This is a genomic window from Paracoccus sp. SY, from assembly GCF_002901215.1.
Taxonomy (GTDB): domain Bacteria; phylum Pseudomonadota; class Alphaproteobacteria; order Rhodobacterales; family Rhodobacteraceae; genus Paracoccus; species Paracoccus acridae.
The window spans coordinates 1-16,243 of the sequence record NZ_NWMQ01000056.1; the positions used below are offsets into that span (position 1 = coordinate 1).

16 protein-coding genes and 1 pseudogene are annotated in these 16,243 nt (G+C 66.7%); 6 read left to right on the forward strand and 11 right to left on the reverse strand.

Going from position 1 to position 16,243, the window contains the following annotated elements; all coding sequences use genetic code 11:
* The coding region (locus tag CK944_RS19820; protein ID WP_146038722.1) for a calcium-binding protein at nt 1-1,484 on the forward strand (1,484 nt) is incomplete at its 5' end.
* 208 nt (nt 1,485-1,692) lie between these two features.
* On the opposite strand, the gene CK944_RS19825 is transcribed toward CK944_RS19820, so the two are convergent.
* The 6 genes from CK944_RS19825 to CK944_RS19850 all read right to left on the reverse strand — a co-directional run bounded on the left by CK944_RS19825 (nt 1,693) and on the right by CK944_RS19850 (nt 7,754).
* The gene (locus CK944_RS19825; RefSeq protein ID WP_103174794.1) at nt 1,693-2,691 is read right to left on the reverse strand and encodes an ABC transporter ATP-binding protein; all 999 of its coding nucleotides are present in this window, start codon (nt 2,689-2,691) and stop codon (nt 1,693-1,695) included.
* Nucleotides 2,692-2,700: 9 nt separating this feature from the next.
* Nucleotides 2,701-3,723, reverse strand: a complete 1,023-nt coding sequence (locus CK944_RS19830) for a Gfo/Idh/MocA family protein (RefSeq protein WP_192877789.1) — start codon at nt 3,721-3,723, stop codon at nt 2,701-2,703.
* The gene (locus CK944_RS19835) at nt 3,720-4,559 is read right to left on the reverse strand and encodes a carbohydrate ABC transporter permease (RefSeq protein WP_103174795.1); all 840 of its coding nucleotides are present in this window, start codon (nt 4,557-4,559) and stop codon (nt 3,720-3,722) included. The genes CK944_RS19830 and CK944_RS19835 overlap by 4 nt, the downstream gene beginning before the upstream one ends.
* Before the next feature lie 10 nt (nt 4,560-4,569).
* Entirely contained in the window at nt 4,570-5,487 is a 918-nt protein-coding gene (locus CK944_RS19840) for a carbohydrate ABC transporter permease (protein WP_103174796.1), read from the reverse strand.
* A 79-nt stretch (nt 5,488-5,566) separates the two neighbouring features.
* Nucleotides 5,567-6,823 carry an ABC transporter substrate-binding protein gene (locus tag CK944_RS19845; RefSeq protein ID WP_103174797.1) on the reverse strand — a complete coding sequence of 419 codons (1,257 nt, stop codon included), beginning with the start codon at nt 6,821-6,823 and terminating at the stop codon, nt 5,567-5,569.
* Nucleotides 6,824-6,863: 40 nt separating this feature from the next.
* Nucleotides 6,864-7,754, reverse strand: coding sequence for an N-acetylmuramic acid 6-phosphate etherase (locus tag CK944_RS19850; protein ID WP_103174798.1), 891 nt, complete (start codon nt 7,752-7,754; stop codon nt 6,864-6,866).
* 243 nt (nt 7,755-7,997) lie between these two features.
* Here CK944_RS19850 and CK944_RS19855 point away from each other — a divergent pair, with 243 nt between their 5' ends.
* Together CK944_RS19855 and CK944_RS19860 are read left to right on the forward strand one after the other, a co-directional pair.
* A complete protein-coding gene (locus tag CK944_RS19855; protein WP_103174799.1) occupies nt 7,998-8,768 on the forward strand; it encodes a GntR family transcriptional regulator in 771 nt (256 codons plus the stop codon).
* Nucleotides 8,765-9,790 carry an SIS domain-containing protein gene (locus CK944_RS19860; RefSeq protein ID WP_103174800.1) on the forward strand — a complete coding sequence of 342 codons (1,026 nt, stop codon included), beginning with the start codon at nt 8,765-8,767 and terminating at the stop codon, nt 9,788-9,790. Before CK944_RS19855 ends, CK944_RS19860 begins: the two co-directional genes overlap by 4 nt.
* A 116-nt stretch (nt 9,791-9,906) precedes the next feature.
* On the opposite strand, the gene gspD is transcribed toward CK944_RS19860, so the two are convergent.
* From gspD to gspG, 5 genes are read right to left on the reverse strand one after another with little or no spacing between them, the layout of a single operon-like run.
* The gene (gene gspD, locus CK944_RS19865; RefSeq protein ID WP_239986176.1) at nt 9,907-12,102 is read right to left on the reverse strand and encodes a type II secretion system secretin GspD; all 2,196 of its coding nucleotides are present in this window, start codon (nt 12,100-12,102) and stop codon (nt 9,907-9,909) included.
* Nucleotides 12,099-12,968 (reverse strand): type II secretion system protein N, encoded by an 870-nt coding sequence (locus tag CK944_RS19870; protein WP_103174801.1) that lies wholly within the window; start codon nt 12,966-12,968, stop codon nt 12,099-12,101. Before CK944_RS19870 ends, gspD begins: the two co-directional genes overlap by 4 nt.
* Nucleotides 12,965-13,327, reverse strand: coding sequence for a type II secretion system minor pseudopilin GspI (gene gspI, locus CK944_RS19875; protein WP_103174802.1), 363 nt, complete (start codon nt 13,325-13,327; stop codon nt 12,965-12,967). The genes CK944_RS19870 and gspI overlap by 4 nt, the downstream gene beginning before the upstream one ends.
* A complete protein-coding gene (locus CK944_RS19880) occupies nt 13,324-13,821 on the reverse strand; it encodes a prepilin-type N-terminal cleavage/methylation domain-containing protein (protein ID WP_103174803.1) in 498 nt (165 codons plus the stop codon). Before CK944_RS19880 ends, gspI begins: the two co-directional genes overlap by 4 nt.
* Nucleotides 13,818-14,339, reverse strand: a complete 522-nt coding sequence (gene gspG / locus CK944_RS19885; protein ID WP_305790802.1) for a type II secretion system major pseudopilin GspG — start codon at nt 14,337-14,339, stop codon at nt 13,818-13,820. Before gspG ends, CK944_RS19880 begins: the two co-directional genes overlap by 4 nt.
* 122 nt (nt 14,340-14,461) lie before the next feature.
* On the opposite strand from gspG, the gene gspL reads away from it, so the two are divergent.
* The 3 genes and pseudogenes from gspL to CK944_RS19900 all read left to right on the forward strand — a co-directional run.
* Nucleotides 14,462-15,565 carry a type II secretion system protein GspL gene (gene gspL / locus CK944_RS19890; RefSeq protein ID WP_103174804.1) on the forward strand — a complete coding sequence of 368 codons (1,104 nt, stop codon included), beginning with the start codon at nt 14,462-14,464 and terminating at the stop codon, nt 15,563-15,565.
* Nucleotides 15,562-16,032 (forward strand): type II secretion system protein GspM, encoded by a 471-nt coding sequence (gene gspM, locus CK944_RS19895; protein ID WP_103174805.1) that lies wholly within the window; start codon nt 15,562-15,564, stop codon nt 16,030-16,032. The genes gspL and gspM overlap by 4 nt, the downstream gene beginning before the upstream one ends.
* 2 nt (nt 16,033-16,034) lie before the next feature.
* A pseudogene (locus CK944_RS19900) lies at nt 16,035-16,243 on the forward strand (hypothetical protein); the annotation flags it as partial.

The following is a 16,243-nucleotide window of genomic DNA, read 5'->3' on the forward strand; positions in this document are numbered from 1 at the left end:
GGGTAACGAACTTGCCCGGCGCCACAGCCCTGCCCGGCAACGGCGCGACCATCGGTGAGCTGCTAAGCGACACCGGCACCGGCACGTTCGCGCTTCAGGCGGGCAGCAGCCCTCTGGTCGCCGTCAACGCAGATGGGCTGATGACGCTGACCGGCGCCCTGGGCCAGAACCAGACCCACACGATCAACCTGCGCTTCACCGCGCTGGGTGGTGCCTTCCAGAATGAATCCATGACGCTTCGCTCCGGCACCACCGGGTCCAACACTATCCTTGGCGGAAACCTGGACGACATCGTCTATGCACTTGCCGGCAACGACAGCGTGACCGGCGGCGACGGCGACGACGTGCTGTATGGACAGGCCGGCGTTGACACGCTGATCGGCGGGGCGGGCAACGATCTTCTGGTAGGCGGTGCCGGCAACGACAACATCCAGGGCGGGGACGGCGCCGACCTGATCCGATTTGCCTGGGGCGACGGCACCGACACGGTGGATGCCGGGGCCGGCGCCGACGTCATCCGCTATGACGGAAACGCGGCAGCCAACGCGGTCACCGCCATCTGGAACGGAAGTTCGGTCGTGTCGATGACGGGGCTTGCCGGCATCCTGGGTGTCGAAAGCATCCTGCTGGATCTGGGGGACGGTACCGACACGCTCAGCTATGGCACCAGTGCGGGGAATGTGGTGGTGAACCTGACCACCGGTTTCGCATCGGGCTTTACCTCGGTCCTGGGTGTCGATAACGCCACCGGCGGCACTGGTGCCGACAACCTGACCGGCAACAGCGGGGCCAACACGATCCTGGGCGGCGCGGGCGCGGACATGCTGATCGCGACGGTCGATGACGTCCGCGACGTCTTCAATGGCGGGGCCGGGATCGATACGATCGACTACAGCGCCTATGGTTCGGGCCTGACCATCGACCTTGCCGTGGCAACCGCGGTCGTGACCGGCAGCGGTCCGGCAGCCCTGACGTCGGACACGGTTCAGGGGGTCGAGAACATCATCGGGGGTGCGGGCAACGACACCTTCTATGGCAGCAATGCCGTCAACAGTCTTTCCGGCGGTGACGGCAGCGATACGATCAGCGGCAACGGCGGCAACGACGCTCTGTTCGGCGGTGCCGGGGATGACCTCCTGATCGGGGGGCTGGGTGTTGACCAACTCACCGGGAATGGCGGCGACGACATCTTCGTCTTCGCCACCGCGACCGCAAGTACCGTGGCCGCCAGCGACATCATCCTGGACTTCGAAGGTGCTGGTGCAACCGGAGGCGACGTGATCGACGTCAAGGGTCTTGCTGCCTTGCCCTTCACCTTCATCGGGACTGATAACTTCGCGTCGGGATCGTCGAACCAGGTTCGCTACATTAAGCAGGGGGGCGAAACCTTCGTGCTCATCGACACCGACACCGATGTCGCCGCAGAGGCTCGCATCCGCATCGTAGGCGAGTTTGACCTCAGCGCCGGCGACTTCCTGTTCTGACCTTTCCCTGTCTTGAAGAACCGGTGCGCCCTGAAAGGGGCGCACCTTCGGCTTTCAGGTTCATCGACTGGGATACCCCGCCTGAGCGCGTCCGGCAGAAGCGGACCCCATCAAGACCATCAGTGATCCGGATTGGCACCTTATCCATCCGAAACGCTGATCAAACCGCCCGAGGCCAGGGGGACGACCCAAGAGGTGAGCGGCACTGTCAGCGCAGGCGTTGACCCGCCTTGTCGAAGTGGAACAGCCGCGCCGGGTCGAAGCCGATGCCCAGGTCGCTGCCCACGGCGCGGTCATGTTCGCCGAACAGCCGTGCGGTCAGAAGGCCGTGGCCTTCGGTATGGACATAGACCAGCGTCTCGCCGCCCAACCGTTCGACATGGCTGACCGTGCCCCTGATCTGGCCGGGCCCGTCGGTCAGTTGCACCTGCTCGGGCCGGATGCCGGCGCTGTGCGACGACAGGCCCAAGGCGCCCGAGTTCAGGAAATTCATCTGCGGCGAGCCGATGAAGCCTGCCACGAAGGTATTCGCGGGATCGTTGTACAATTCCATGGGCGCGCCGACCTGTTCGACCTTGCCCGCCCGCAGCACCACGATCTTGTCGGCCAGGGTCATGGCCTCGACTTGGTCATGGGTGACATAGACCATCGTCGCGCCCAGGTCGCGGTGCAGCTTGGCGATCTCGATCCGGGTCTGGACGCGCAGCGCGGCATCCAGGTTCGACAGCGGCTCGTCGAACAGGAACAGCTTGGGACGGCGCACGATGGCCCGGCCGATGGCGACCCGCTGGCGCTGACCGCCAGACAGTTCGGCCGGGCGGCGGTCCAGCAGCGTGTCCAGCGACAGCATGGCGGCGGCGCGGTCGGTCGCGGCGCGGATATCCCCCTTGGGATGGCCAGCCTGCTTCAGCGCCAGGCCCATGTTGTCGCGCACGGTCAGATGCGGGTAAAGCGCATAGGACTGGAACACCATCGCGATCTCTCGCCGGGCGGGGGGAAGGGCAGTGATGTCGCGCCCGTCCAGCGTCACGGTTCCGCCGCTGACATCCTCCAGCCCCGCGATCATCCGCAAAAGCGTGGATTTCCCGCAGCCGGACGGTCCGACGAAGACGCAGAACTCTCCGTCCGCGACCTTAAGGTCCACGCCCTTGATGACCTCGATGGGTCCGAAGTTCTTCGTCACGCCGGATAGACTGAGCTGGCCCATTCCCGTCCCTTACAATTTCACGATCTGGCCGGTCCGAACGCTTTCATCCGCCGCAAGGCAGATGGCCAGCGACCGCACGGCGTCCTGCATGTGGCGGCTCAGGTCCAGATCCTCGGCGATGGCGCGGGCCATGAAGGCCTGTTCCCGGTCGCACAACTCCTGGTGCCCCGGCTCGTCCGTCATCGACAGGTCCTGGTGTCCCTGGCCTACGCGATGCACCCGCAGGGTCGAGGTCCTGGTATGGGTGTCGATGTCGTCCGACCGCGCGCTTTCCGGCATCCTGATCGAGACCGCCCCTTGCGGGCTGACCACATCCTTCACGAAGAAGGCGGTGTCCGAGATCATCGGCCCCCATCCCGCCTCGTACCAGCCCAGCGAGCCATCGCTGAACAGCACCTGGAAATGGCCATAGTTGTACATGTCCGGCGCGATGTCATCGGCCAGGCGCAGGCCCATCCCGCGCACCTCGACCGGATCGGCGTCGGTGATCTGCAGCATCACGTCGACGTAATGGACGCCGCAATCCACGATGGGCGGCGTCGTTTCCATCAGCGCCTTGTGCACCTCCCATGTCGGGCCGGAGCTTTGCTGGTTCAGGTTCAGGCGGAAGACGTAGGGCCCGCCAAGCGCGCGGGCCTCGGCGATCAGGCGCTGCCAGCTTGGATGGTGGCGCAGGATATAGCCCACCACCACCTTGCGGCCCAGGCAAGCGGCGGCATCGACGACGCGCTGCGCGTCCGCCACGGTGGTGGCAAGGGGCTTTTCCACGAAGACATGGGCGCCCGCCTCCATCGCCGCCACGGCATAGTCGGCATGGCTGTCGGAATAGGTGGCGACGCAGACCAGGTCGGGCTTCGTCTCGGCCAGGGCCTGGGCATAGTCGTCGAAGAAGGGATAGCCCTCCAACCCCTCGGCCAGCGGGCGCGGGGTGCGGTTCACCAGCCCGACGATCTGATAGTCCGGGTTCTTGTGATAAGACAGCGCGTGGCTTTGGCCCATGTTGCCAAGGCCTGCGACAAGGACACGGATCATTTGACGGCTCCTGCGGTGATGCCCCGGATCAGTTGCCGGGAAAAGATCAGGTAAAGGACCAGCACCGGCAGGATCGCCAGCGATAGGGCGGCCAGGACCGCGTTCCAGTTCGACACGAACTGCCCCAGGAAGACCTGGCTGCCCAAGGTGATGGTCTTGGTGGATTCCGAGGGCGCGAGGATCAGCGGGAACCACAGGTCGTTCCAGATCGGGATCATGGTGAAGACCGCGACCGTCGCCATCGCGGGCCGGACCAGCGGCAGGACCAGCCGGAAGAAGATGCGATATTCCGACAGCCCGTCGATCCGCCCTGCGTTCTTCAGGTCGTCCGACACGTTGCGCATGAATTCCGACAGGATGAACACCGCCAGTGGCAGGCCCTGCGCGGTATAGACCAGCACCAATGCGGTCAGCGTGTTCACCAGCCCCGTCGCCACCATCATCTGCAGGATCGCCACCGTGCCCAGCCGGATCGGGATCATGATGCCAAGGGCCAGGTAAAGCCCCATCAGCGTGTTGCCCCGGAAGCGGTATTCCGACAGCGCGAATGCCGCCATCGCCCCGAACAGCAGCACGAAGAACAGGCTGAGGCAGGTCACGACCAGCGAGTTCTGGAAATAGGCCACGAAATCGCCCTGGTTGGCCACCGTCTGATAGCCGACAAGATCGAAGCTGTCCGGCCCCGGCAGGGCCAGGGGCTGGGTGAAGATCGCCCGTTTCGACTTGAAGCTGTTCACGACCGTCACAAAAACGGGAAACAGGGCGATCAGCGTCCACAGGATCAGCACCGCATGGGCGGCAAGGGTGCGGGCGGGGGACTGGCGGGCCTGGCTCATGGACCGCGCCTCAGAACTGATAGCGGCGCAGCCGCGTCTGGATCAGGAACAGATAGATGCAGACGCCGACCAGGATGATGCCGAACATCGCGGTGGCAATAGCCGCGCCCATGTGCGGGTCGCCAAGCTGCAACTGGAAGCCGAAGAAGGTGCGATAGAGGAAGGTCCCCAGGATGTCGGTGGCGAAGTTCGGCCCCGCAAGCGCACCCTGGCTGACATAGATCAGGTCGAAGGCGTTGAAATTGCCCACGAAGGTCAGGATCGAGATGATGCCGATCGCAGGCAGGATCAGCGGCAGCTTGATGCGCCAGAACTGCGACCAGCCGGTGATCCCGTCCATCTCGGCCGCCTCGATGATGTCGTCGGGGATCGACAGCAGCGCGGCATAGATCAGCATCATCGGAATACCGACGAACTGCCAGACCGAGATCAAGGCCAGCGTCGTCAAGGCGTATTCCTCTTTCCCCAGCCAAGGGGCGAACAGGCTTTTCAGGCCCACCATGTCCAGCATGTTCGGCGCGATACCCCACAAGGGCGACAGGATCAGCTTCCAGATGAAGCCCACGACCACGAAGCTGAGGATGGTCGGGATGAAGATGGCCGTGCGGTAGAATGCCGAAAACCGCAGCCGGGGCGATGACAGCAGCGCGGCCAGCAGGATGCCGATGGGGTTCTGCACCAGCATGTGGACGCTGAAGAACCACAGGTTGTTGCCAAGCGCGTTCCAGAAGGCCGCCGACCAGCGGGGATCGCCGAACAGCGTGCGGAAGTTGTCCAGGCCCACGAAGGCGGTGCCGCCTTCGGTCCGGGTGAACAGCGACAGGTTCAGCGTGCTGAACAGGGGCAGGATCATGATCGCGCTGTAGACCAGCACCGCCGGCGCCAGAAACACCGCGATATGCCAGCGGATCGGCCGTCTCTTCGCCATGATCGCGTCCCCTTGGTCCTGTTATCTGCGGCAGAAGGCCGGGACGGTCAGCCCCGGCCTTGCCGAACTGTTCCGCGCCTTACTGCGCCTGCTGCGGTTCATACCACGAGGCAAGGCCTTCCTGCAGGCGCTTGGCCGCGTCTTCCGGCGTTTCGGATCCGCGGATCACGTTGGCGGATGCGTTCCAGGTCTCGTTTTCCAGGTTCGGCGTGCCGCGCGACAGGATCTGATAGGTGGACCGGATCGTCGGCTCGCATTTCTCCCGCCAGGACACGAATTCCTTGGCCAGCGGATCCTCCATCTCGACCGCGGTCGAGTTCAGCGAGAAGAAGCCCGGCAGCGCGTTCGCGTAAAGCGTGGCGAATTCCGCCGACCCGACCCATTCGAGGAAGGCTTTCGTTTCCTCGGGATGGGCGGTCTTGGCGTTCATGCCAAGCGCGATGTCGGTATGGTCCGAGATATAGCAGGTGTCCCCCGCGTTCGGCACCGGCGGCGGGAAGGCCCCCATGGTGAAGGAGACCTGCGGGTTGAAGACGCCGATCTCCCACGACCCCGTCGGATAGATCGCGGCGCGGCCCAGCGTGAACAGGTTCTGGCTGTCGGGATAGGTCTGGGCCTCGAACCCGTCGCCCAGGTAGTCCTTCCATTTCGCAAGCTGCACGAAGGGCGCGACCCAAGGTTCGTCGGTCAGCTTCTGCGTGCCCTCGATCAGCGCCTTGCGGCCTTCCTCGCCCTTCCAGTAGTTCGGGCCGATGTTCTGGTAACCCATGGTCGCGGCTTCCCACTGGTCCTGGGTGCCCATCGCCATGGGGATATAGGTGCCGTCCTCCTTGATCTTGTCCAGGACGGCGAAGAATTCCTCCTCGGTCGCGGGCGGCGTCAGGCCCAGTTCCTCGAAGGCGTCGGCGTTGTACAGGAAGCCGTGGATCACCGAGGCCATCGGCACGCAGAAGGTGGCCGCTCCGTCATCGGTCTGCCAGGCGGATTTCGCCACGTCCGAGAAGTTCGCCATCGACGCAAGCGAGGTCAGGTCGGCCAGCTGGCCCTTGTTGTAAAGCTCCAGCGAGGCGTCGAAGGGGCGGCAGGTGATCAGGTCGCCCGCCGATCCCGCGTCCAGTTTGGAATTCAGCACGGCGTTGTAATCGGCCGGGGCCGAGGGCGAGAAGACCACCTTGATGCCGGGATTGGCGGCCTCGAAGGCGGGGATCAGGGTGTCCTGCCAGATGGTGATATCGTCGTTGCGCCAGCTTTCGATGGTCAGCGTGACATCCTGGCCCCAGGCGGTCCCGCCCAGCATCGTGCCCGCCAGAAGGGCCGTTCCGAGGGTCTTTTTCATCGTCGTCTCCCTGTGAAGGGCGCCGTTGCGCGCCCGTTGATTATTGTTCTGCCGCCAGCAGGGGCGCCAGATGGCCGCCGCTTTGCCGCAGCGCCTGTTCCGCATCGCCGGGCGAGCGCCCTCGGGCCACCAGGATCGCAGGCTTCACCGCGCCGCCGGTCCGCGCCAGGGCGTCCTTGGCCGCCGCGTCGTCCACGCGGGCCAGATCCGCCACGATCCGGGCGGCGCGGCCGACCAGCTTGGCGTTGTCGGCCTGGACGTTCACCATGAAGCCGTCATGGACATGGCCCAGTTCGATGCCCAGCAGCACCGACATCAGGTTCAGCGCGGCCTTCTGCGCGGTCGCCGCGCCCAGCCGGGTCGATCCCGCCACCAGTTCCGGTGGCGTTGCCAGATGGACCGCGATATCGGCCTGTTCCAGAAGGGGTGATGATGCGACATTGGCAATGCCCACGACGGTCGCGCCAGCGGCCTGTGCGGCCTTCGCCACCATCAGCGCATAAGGCGTGCTGCCTGAGGCTGACACGACCACCAGCACGTCGCCCCTTGACAGCCCGCTGCGCCGGAAATCCTCGGCTGCGGCCTCGGCGTCATCCTCGACATCGCCGCGCATGTGCAGCAGCGCGGCCGCGCCGCCCGCGAACAGGATGGGCGTCCGGTCGGGCGGGATCCCGAAGGTGCCGGCCAGTTCAAGCGCATCGGCAAGGGCCATCAGGCCCGAGCTGCCCGCACCGGCATAGCCCAGCCTGCCGCCCCGCCGCAACGCCCCCGCAGCAGCCTGGGCCGCCGCGGCGATTGCCGGAACGGCAGGGGACAGGCTGGCGATCGCGTCGGCCTGCGCCTGCACGAAAAGCGCGCCGATCTCGGCCGCCGGACGCATGTGCAGCCCCTCGGCCTGGGAATGGCGCTGTTCGGTGGAACGAGAGTCCATGTGATTCCTCCGCCCGCTAGGAAATGCCAAACCAATACCACCTGTAAAGACCAATCCGCAGCCTTGTTTGACAAAAGACAGAAATTTCCCCCCGCGAGAATTCTTCTTCCGATTGGCATTATGTTGGTATTACAGTCCGGGGAAGGAGATTCTGATGGCGTCTGGTTGGGCAACGGGTGGGAATGGCAGGCGGGGTGGGGCAGCTTTTGCCGTGACCCCCGCCCTTGCCCCTGTGCATGTGCCATGACGCAAGCTCCGTTCAACCGCGAGGGGTTTGAGCCGGGTCGCGGCCCGCTGTATCTGCAATTCCAGCGCCGCATCGCGGATGCCATCGCCTCGGGCAGGCTTGCCCCCGGCGACAGCCTGCCGCCGGAACGCGAAATGGCCAGCCTGACCGGGCTGTCGCGGGTGACGGTGCGCCGGGGCGTGCAGGAACTGGTGGCATCGGGGCAACTGGTGCAGCGGCACGGGTCGGGAACCTTTGTCGCGCGCAAGGTGGAACGGCTGGAACAGGCGCTGTCGCTGCTGACCTCGTTCACCGAGGACATGGCCCGGCGCGGCCGTTCGGTCGAAAGCCGCTGGATCCGGCGCGGGCTGTTCGCCCCCACGCCCGAGGAGGTGATGGCCCTGGGCCTCGGCTCTGCCGACCGGGTGGCGCGGCTGGAACGGGTGCGCCTGTCCGACGGCGTTCCCCTGGCGATCGAACGGGCGTCCCTGTCCCAGCAGGCGTTGCCCCGGCCCGAGTCGGTCGAAAGCTCGCTCTACAAGGTGCTGGATGCGCGTGGCCTGCGGCCGGTCCGGGCCGTGCAGCGCATTTCCGCGACCAACCTGGGCGAAGGGGATGCGGGCTTCCTGCATGTCACGCCGGGGGTGGCGGGGCTGCGGATCGAACGCATTTCCTACCTGCCTTCGGGGCAGGTGATCGAATTCACCAGATCGCTTTATCGCGGTGATGCCTATGATTTCGCAGTGGAACTGAAATCGGCACCCGACACGGACAGGAGGCCCGAATGACCCAAAGCCACATGGCGCGTGAAGTCGCCGAAATCCCCGAAGCCGCCCGCCGTTTCCTGGACGGCAGCCGCGATGCCGTGCTGGCGGCTGCGGCGGCGCTGCGCGACAGGCGGCCCGTGGTGGTGACGACCGTCGCGCGCGGCTCCTCGGATCATGCGGCGACCTATCTGAAATATGCCATCGAACTGGAACAGGGCATCCCCGTGGCCTCGCTGGGGCCGTCCATCGCCTCGATCTACGGGCGGCCGCTGCATCTGGGGCAGGCGGCCTGCATCGGCATCTCGCAATCGGGCCGCAGCCCCGACATTGTGGAAATGCTGCGCGCGGCAGGCGCCGGGGGGGCGCTGACCATCGCCATCAGCAATGCGCCGGGCAGCCCGCTGGCCGAAGGCGCGGGTCATTCGCTGCCGCTGCTGGCGGGGGTCGAACACAGCGTGGCTGCCACCAAGACCTTTGTCACAAGCGTTCTGGCCGGTCTGGCGCTGTTGGGCGAATGGCGTCAGGATGGGGCGCTTTGCCGGGCCGTCGCCGATCTGCCCCAAGCTTTCGCCAAGGCGCTGGATTGCGACTGGTCGCCCTTGGCCGCGCGGCTGTCGCGGGCCGGTTCGGCCTATGTCCTGGGGCGCGGCCCCGCCCTGGCCATCGCCGGAGAGGCCGCGTTGAAGCTGAAGGAGACCTCGGGGATTCATGCCGAAAGCTTCAGCGGGGCCGAGGTTCTGCATGGGCCCGCGGCCATCGTGCAGTCCGGCTTTCCGGTGCTGGCCCTGGGCGTGGCGGACGCCGCCCTGCCGCAGCTTGTCGCCACCGCCGAACGCCTGGCCGGACAGGGAGCCGATGTCTTCCTGACCGGGGCCGAGGCGCAGGGCGCGGTGGCGCTGCCTTCGGTTCCCGACCTGCATCCCATCGTGGCGCCCTTGGTGCTGGCGGTGTCTTTCTATGCCTGCGTCGAGGGCGTGGCGCGGGCGCGGGGCTTCGATCCCGATGTGCCGCCGCATCTTCGCAAGGTGACGGAAACGGTCTAGGGGCCTCCACGGCCGATGGTGCAAAAGCCATGCATCGGTCGTGCCCCTGCGACGATTGCCGCAGGGCAGGGCACACCGTTGTGCCAGCAAGCCGGAAAAACGCCCGGTCGAGAACGTCAGTAGAGCCCGTCGATCTCGACGGGAAGACGGCGCACGGGCTTGGGTTCGGTCAGCAGGCTGCGTTGATCGGTGTTGTCGGCCTCGATGGCGCGCAGCCTTTGGAAGCGGTTGCCCGACACGGCCGAAACGTCTCCGCGCGTGCGCAGGATCGTCGGGCGCAGGAAGACGAACAAGGTCTGCCGCCGCGCCGATTCCTGGGTCGATCTGAACAGGCCCCCGACCACCGGCAGACGGCTGAGGCCAGGCACGCCGGTGCGGTTCGTCTGCCGGTCGTCCGAAATCAAGCCCCCCAGCACAATGGTGCCGCCGTTGTCCGCCAGAACGGTCGTCTTGATGACACGGGTGTTCGTGATGATGTCGGCGGCGCCCTGCACGGCGGCCTGTGACAGCGACGACACCTCTTGCGTGATGTCCAGCTGGACCACGTCGCCCTGGTTGACGCGCGGGACGACGCGCATCGTGATGCCGACGTCGCGGCGTTCGATGGTGCTCTGGGTGCTGCCTTCGCTTGTGAAGGATCCGGTCCGGAAGGGCACGTTCTGGCCGACGACGATTTCGGCCGGCTGGTTGTCCAGCGTGGTGATCGAGGGATTGGACAGCAGGTTGGCCTTGGTGGAGGTCCCCAAGGCCTGCAGCAGCAAGCCGAACTGATCCTCGCGCGACAGTCCGATCGAGAGGCCTTGCGGGGAAATCCCCCGGGCGACCGGCGAATCCAGCAGGGCCAGGATGTTGCGCAGCGTGGGCCCCTGGGACGAGAACGACGTGGCGGCAAATCCCGCAGGCGGGGCGGCCGAGCCGAAGCCCAACTGAACCCCCAGTGCTTCCGCGATGTCGCCCGACACCTCGACGATGGCGGCCTCGATCAGCACCTGCGGACGGCGCTGATCCAGTTGACCGATCAAGGCCGCCAGGTCTGCCTGCACCTCCTCGCTGGCGCGCACGATGATGGCATTGGACGCCACCACCGCCTGGATCGAGATGATTTCGTCGGCGGGGGCGGTGAAGGATTGGATCGGCGCCGTTTCAAGCTGTCCCAGGGTGGCATCCACCACCTCGCCGCTGAAGAAGTCGGGGTCGGGCAATGCCTCTGTCACGGGGTTCGTGGCGATGCCGCCGGACCCCACCAGGCCCTGAAGCACCTCGGCCATTGAGGCGGCATCGGCGAAGCGCAGGTTGTAGACCCGCGTCACGGGCAGGTTCGAAGGCACCGGGGGACCCGGAACGTCCAGGTTCGCGGCAATGTCGCGGGCGATGGAAAAGGTCTGGGGATCGGTGTTCACAAGGATCGTGTTCGATCGCGAATCCACGGTGATCCGGGGGACCAGGGCATTGCCGGGCGCGCCTTCGACCGGGGTCCCCAAGGCGCCTTTCAGGGCTTCGGCCACCTGGGTGGCGTCCGCGTTCCGAAGGCGGACCGAATAGACCTGCTGCCCGTTATCGACATCAAGGGTGCGGACGATGTCCTCGATCCGGCGGACGTTCTCGGCGGTGTCGGTGATGACCAGCGTGTTGGTATCCACGACCGCCTCGATATAGCCATAGCTGGCGACAAGGGGACGCAGGGCCGCCACGGCCGTGGTCGCCGGGAAGTTCCGCAGGGGAATCAGTTCGGTGATCACGTCCAGGCGGCCGGGATTGGGCGTTTCCTGCGGCGTCGTGCCGCCTTCGCGGATCGTGTCCTGGGGAACGATCCGCCACAGGTTGCCCGAGGGCAGCGCGACATAGCCCTGGACCGCCAGGACCGACTGGAACAGTTCCCAGACGCCGGACGCTGTCAGCGGATTCGCCGATATGACGGTCACCACGCCCGAGACGTTGGGGTCCAGAACCAGCGTCCGGTCGGTGATCTCTGACACCTGTTCGGACAGGGACCGGATATCGGCATCGCGCAGGTTGATGACAAAGGTCGCCTCGGCATCGGGCAAGGGCGTGGCCGGCGCGGGAACCGATGCCGCCGGCGGCACGGCGATGACCGGCGGGATGATCGAGCCGTCGGGGGCGGCCTGTTCCTCCAGCGGCGGCGCCTGGGGTTCGGGTGCCGGGGTCGCTTCCGCCGGTTCCAGCGGGATGCTTTCCGGGGCGGTGGGTACGGCCCCGTCTTGCGCCAGCGTGGAAACGCCCGAAGCCAACAGGGCCATCAGGAAGATGGCGGAAAGCAGGCTGGACCGGGCTGTCACATGCATGGCGATCATCGCAGAAGAAATGACATGGCAATCACCTGCCCGTCACGCTGCAATTCGACTCGGAGCTGGCCTGACCTGACGACATCATCGAAATGTTGCCGGTCGGCATCAATGTCGCCGAGCCGGCGGCCATTGACCGAGGCAATGAGGTCGCCAGGCAGGAACCCGGCCCGCGTCAGTTCGGGGGCGGGACTGTCGCCGATCTGGTATCCCCCCTCGACCGGGGCCAGCCCAAGCCCGTCCAGAAATCCTGCGGGGTCGGCATCAATGGCCCGCCTGTACCGGGTGATCGCCTCGTCGAGGGGAGTTGCGGTGTCGGGGACCGGCGGGTCCTGGGATAGGGCGGCGGCGGGGTCGCGGCGATCGTCGCGGGCACCTGTCGCCTCTGCCTGCGGGCGCCTGGTGAAAGACAGCGTTTCAAGCTTGCCGTTGACGCGCAGCACGACGTGATCCCCGTTCACCTCGACCAGATCGGCATTGGCCGTGATCCGCCCGCCGATGGGATAGCTGGCGACCGGGGTGTCCCCGCCCGAGATGATCGCCCGCGAGGCCGACACAGGATTGCCCATCGTCACCCCAAGCAGGGCAAGGCCAAGGCCGGTCTCTCCCGTCGCCTGCGGCTCGGGGGCGGGCAGGTCGTCCTGGCCGAAGGGCGCGAAGGCCAGGATGGGATCCAGATCGACCTGCATGGCGGGTTCGTCGGGGGCCGCAGAAGGGACGGGAATGATCTGCCCGGTTTCGCCCTGCAGGCGCCAGACCACCGGGGCCCCCGTCCAACCCAGGCTGACGGCGCAAAGCGCGGCCCCGCACCACAGGCCCGCCCGCCCCAGTGCGGGGGGGATGCGCCTGCCCTCGAACGCCTCCAGACCGATCATTGCCGGACCTCCTGCAGAACGAATCCTGTCAGACGAGCATAAACCCGTCCGTCGGCCATGTCTGTCGCCGCAAGGTCCACCCGATCCAGGGCAGGGTCGCTGGTCGGGCTGCGGGTTTCCGTCACGCGAACGGAATGTCCCATCATGGATACGGGATCCGGCTGCGGCGCCGCCCCGATGGCCAGTTCCGCCAGGTGGTTTTCAGCGGCCCATTGCGCTGCGGCCCGGGCCTCCAGCCCCGCGATGTTGCGGATATGGGCTTCGGTGGCGCCAAGAAGCGCCATGGCCGACATGGCAAGAACAGCCAGCGCAACCAGCGTCTCGATCAAGGTGAAGCCCGCGTCGCCGCGCCGCGTCATGTCGGGCCCCGCGGAACGGCCAAGGCGCTGAAGCCGTCGAATTCGACACGCCAGGGCGATCCGATCCCGTGGAAATCGACCTGCCGGGCAGGCCCGCTGCCGCTGGCGGCGATCATCACCGGGCCCCCGGCCCCCGAAACCGTCATGCGCAGCGGATCGCGAAGGTCGTGGCGGGCCGCCAGCAGGGGCACCGCTGCTGACTGCCATTCCGTGCCGTCGCCCTGCCATTGCACGAAGGCATAGCCGCGTTCGTCCCAAAGCAGTTGCAGGGGCATTCCGGACACAAGCGCCTCGTCCACGGCAAGCGACAGATGCCGGGCAAGGCGCACGGCCTCGGTTTGGGCGCGATCACCGCGGTCGGCGCCGTTCAGGCCCATCATGGCCGCCCCTGTCGCGACGCCGATCACCACGATGACGATCAGCACTTCGATCAGCGTCAGCCCCGCCTGCGAATCACGCCGCCCCCTTCGCCCAGGCAGCCGCGGCGGGATCATCCCCTGGCGCCTGCCGAGGCGATGCCGGGGCCATAACGGATGTCGGCATCGACCCCTTCGCCGCCCGGTGCGCTGTCCGCGCCAAGCGACATCAGTTCATAGGGGCCGTCCTGGCCGGGGGACTGATACACATAAGGATTGCCCCAGGGATCGGCCGGAACCTGCGGCAGATACCCGCCGGGCGCCCAGTTGACCGGCAGGGGCGCCTGGGTCGGCGGCGCCGCAAGCGCGGAAAGTCCCTGCGACGTCGTGGGATAGGTGCGATTGTCCAGGCGATACATCTCGAGGCTGGAAGCGATCGTGCGCATGTCCGCGCCCGCGACGGCGACCCGTGCCTGGTCGGGACGCCCCATCACCTGCGGCACGACCAGGGACGCCACGATCCCGATGATGACCAGCACCACCATCATCTCGATCAGGGTGACGCCGCTGTCGGATTGCCGGCTGCCGCGCCGGCGGTCGGGCAGGGCTGCGCGCTTGGGAAAGACGGACTTGCGCAGCCTTTGCATCGAAGCCATGGACCCGACTTTCACCCGGTTTTGGCAGGCCAAGGGTCATATTCCTTGAAACCTGACGGGGTTTCCCGTTCTACTTCCAGAATGGAGAAAACCGCTCGTTTTAGCAAGGCTGCTGGCATGACATGAACGAGCCCGCCATCACTGCCGCACCATCGTCCCAGGCCGGTATGCGCATGCCCTTGATCGCCAGCCGATCGGCCCATCCGCCAAGCAATGCGCCGACCACCACGGCCTCGGACGTGACCTTCGTCCGGGGCGAGGATGTCCTGCTGCTTGCCGTCGACCTGCCCGCCATGTCCCCGGCGCAACGCCGCGCCGCCATAGGCTTTGCCGTCGAGGACAGCCTGGCCCAGCCGCTGGAGGAGGTCCATGTGGCCCTGGGGCCGCAGCTGGCGTCGGGGTCCTGGCTGGTGGGGGTGGCAAGCCGCGACCTGCTGGCGGGGATCGCCGGTCCCCAAGGCCATCGGCTGGTGCCGGACACCCTTGTCGTGCCCGCCCCAGAAGCGGGATGGGCGGTGCTGGGTCAGGACGGGCGCGTTCTGGTGCGGCTGCCCGACGGGTCGGGGTTTGCCGCCGATCCGGTGTGGACCAGTCAGCTTTGGCAGGTCGCGGGAATGCCGCGGATCCTGTCCTATGGCGGGCCACTGCCCCAGGACATGACCGTCGCGGAAACTGCCCCGCTGCCCCAGGCGCAGGACGGGGTGCTGGCGCAGTTCGACCTGCGCGCGGGGATGCGCATGCCCGAGGGCTTTCGCCTGTCGCCTGGATGGGCGATGGCAGCCGGGATCCTTGCGGCCTTTCTGCTGGGACACCTGGTGATCGCCACGGCCGATCTGGCCGCCTTGAACCGGATCGAGGCTGACCGCGCGGAACAGTTGCGCGCGTTGCTGGCGGCTTCGGGCATTCCGGCAGGTGACGATCTGGCCGAGGCCGTGTCGCGCGCCCTTGTCGCGCAAGAGCCGCCTGCCCAGGGCACGTTCCTGGACCTTTCGAGCGAGATCTTCGACGTGATATCGGATCATGCCGGTGACGCTACGCTTCGCGAGTTGCGATACTCCTCCGCGCAGCACAGCATGGTCATGACGGTCGAGGCCGGCAGTCTGGAAGCGCTCCAGGACATCGAAAACACCCTTCTGTCGGCGGGCCTTGCGGTGCAAACCGGCGCCGCCACCACGGGCGAGGGCAAGGCCGAGGTGTCCATGACCGTAGGCAGGACCGCGCCATGATGTCGGCGATGCGCAAGGGGGCCGGGCGTTGGCTGAACCAGTTCACGGCGCGGGAACGATGGCTGCTGGTCCTGGGCGGCGTGGCAGTGCTGTTCTGGATCGCCTTCACCCTTGTCTGGCAACCGATCCAGGCGCGTCGCGAAGCCCTTGGCGGCCAGATCGCCTTTTACGAACGCGCCATTGCGGCGCTGCAGGCCGCGCCTGTCCCGACGACCGTTGCCCCTTCCGATCCCAGGTCGCTGAACGCCATCGTCGCCGATGCCGCCAGGCAGTTCGACCTGTCGATCCGCCGCCTTGAACCCGAAGGCAACCGCATCCGGGTCACACTGGAGGACGCGGCATTCCCTTCCGTGATCCTCTGGCTGAAGGCGATGCAGCAGGATTCGGGATTGCGCGCCAGCGAACTGGACATGACCCGCCGTCCTGCCCCCGGCATCGTCAACGCCACCCTTGTGCTGGAGCGATGAGCATGTCCCGGGAAGACAGGCTGCCCTATGCCTTCGCCCGCCAGCACGGCGTCCTTCTGGACCATGGGCCGCAGGGTGCGGTCTGCCTGGCCCGCCCCGCCGCGCCTCTTGCCGCCCTGGCCGAGGTGCGGCGGCTGGCAGGCCCGACGGTGCGGCTGGAACAGGTGACCCAAGCCGCCTTTGACGCCCGCCTTTCGCATCTTTACCGTGA

Excerpts from the sequence above, each read along its gene's own strand:
- CK944_RS19835 (WP_103174795.1), bottom strand. The coding sequence starts at position 4,559 with ATGAGCCAGGCCCGCCAGTCCCCCGCCCGCACCCTTGCCGCCCATGCG.
- gspL (WP_103174804.1), top strand. The coding sequence starts at position 14,462 with ATGAACGAGCCCGCCATCACTGCCGCACCATCGTCCCAGGCCGGTATG.
- gspD (WP_239986176.1), bottom strand. The coding sequence starts at position 12,102 with ATGATCGCCATGCATGTGACAGCCCGGTCCAGCCTGCTTTCCGCCATC.
- CK944_RS19860 (WP_103174800.1), top strand. The coding sequence starts at position 8,765 with ATGACCCAAAGCCACATGGCGCGTGAAGTCGCCGAAATCCCCGAAGCC.
- CK944_RS19830 (WP_192877789.1), bottom strand. The coding sequence starts at position 3,723 with ATGATCCGTGTCCTTGTCGCAGGCCTTGGCAACATGGGCCAAAGCCAC.
- CK944_RS19870 (WP_103174801.1), bottom strand. The coding sequence starts at position 12,968 with ATGATCGGTCTGGAGGCGTTCGAGGGCAGGCGCATCCCCCCCGCACTG.
- gspG (WP_305790802.1), bottom strand. The coding sequence starts at position 14,339 with ATGGCTTCGATGCAAAGGCTGCGCAAGTCCGTCTTTCCCAAGCGCGCA.
- CK944_RS19845 (WP_103174797.1), bottom strand. The coding sequence starts at position 6,823 with ATGAAAAAGACCCTCGGAACGGCCCTTCTGGCGGGCACGATGCTGGGC.
- CK944_RS19850 (WP_103174798.1), bottom strand. The coding sequence starts at position 7,754 with ATGGACTCTCGTTCCACCGAACAGCGCCATTCCCAGGCCGAGGGGCTG.
- gspI (WP_103174802.1), bottom strand. The coding sequence starts at position 13,327 with ATGACGCGGCGCGGCGACGCGGGCTTCACCTTGATCGAGACGCTGGTT.
- CK944_RS19825 (WP_103174794.1), bottom strand. The coding sequence starts at position 2,691 with ATGGGCCAGCTCAGTCTATCCGGCGTGACGAAGAACTTCGGACCCATC.
- CK944_RS19855 (WP_103174799.1), top strand. The coding sequence starts at position 7,998 with ATGACGCAAGCTCCGTTCAACCGCGAGGGGTTTGAGCCGGGTCGCGGC.
- CK944_RS19880 (WP_103174803.1), bottom strand. The coding sequence starts at position 13,821 with ATGATCCCGCCGCGGCTGCCTGGGCGAAGGGGGCGGCGTGATTCGCAG.
- gspM (WP_103174805.1), top strand. The coding sequence starts at position 15,562 with ATGATGTCGGCGATGCGCAAGGGGGCCGGGCGTTGGCTGAACCAGTTC.
- CK944_RS19840 (WP_103174796.1), bottom strand. The coding sequence starts at position 5,487 with ATGGCGAAGAGACGGCCGATCCGCTGGCATATCGCGGTGTTTCTGGCG.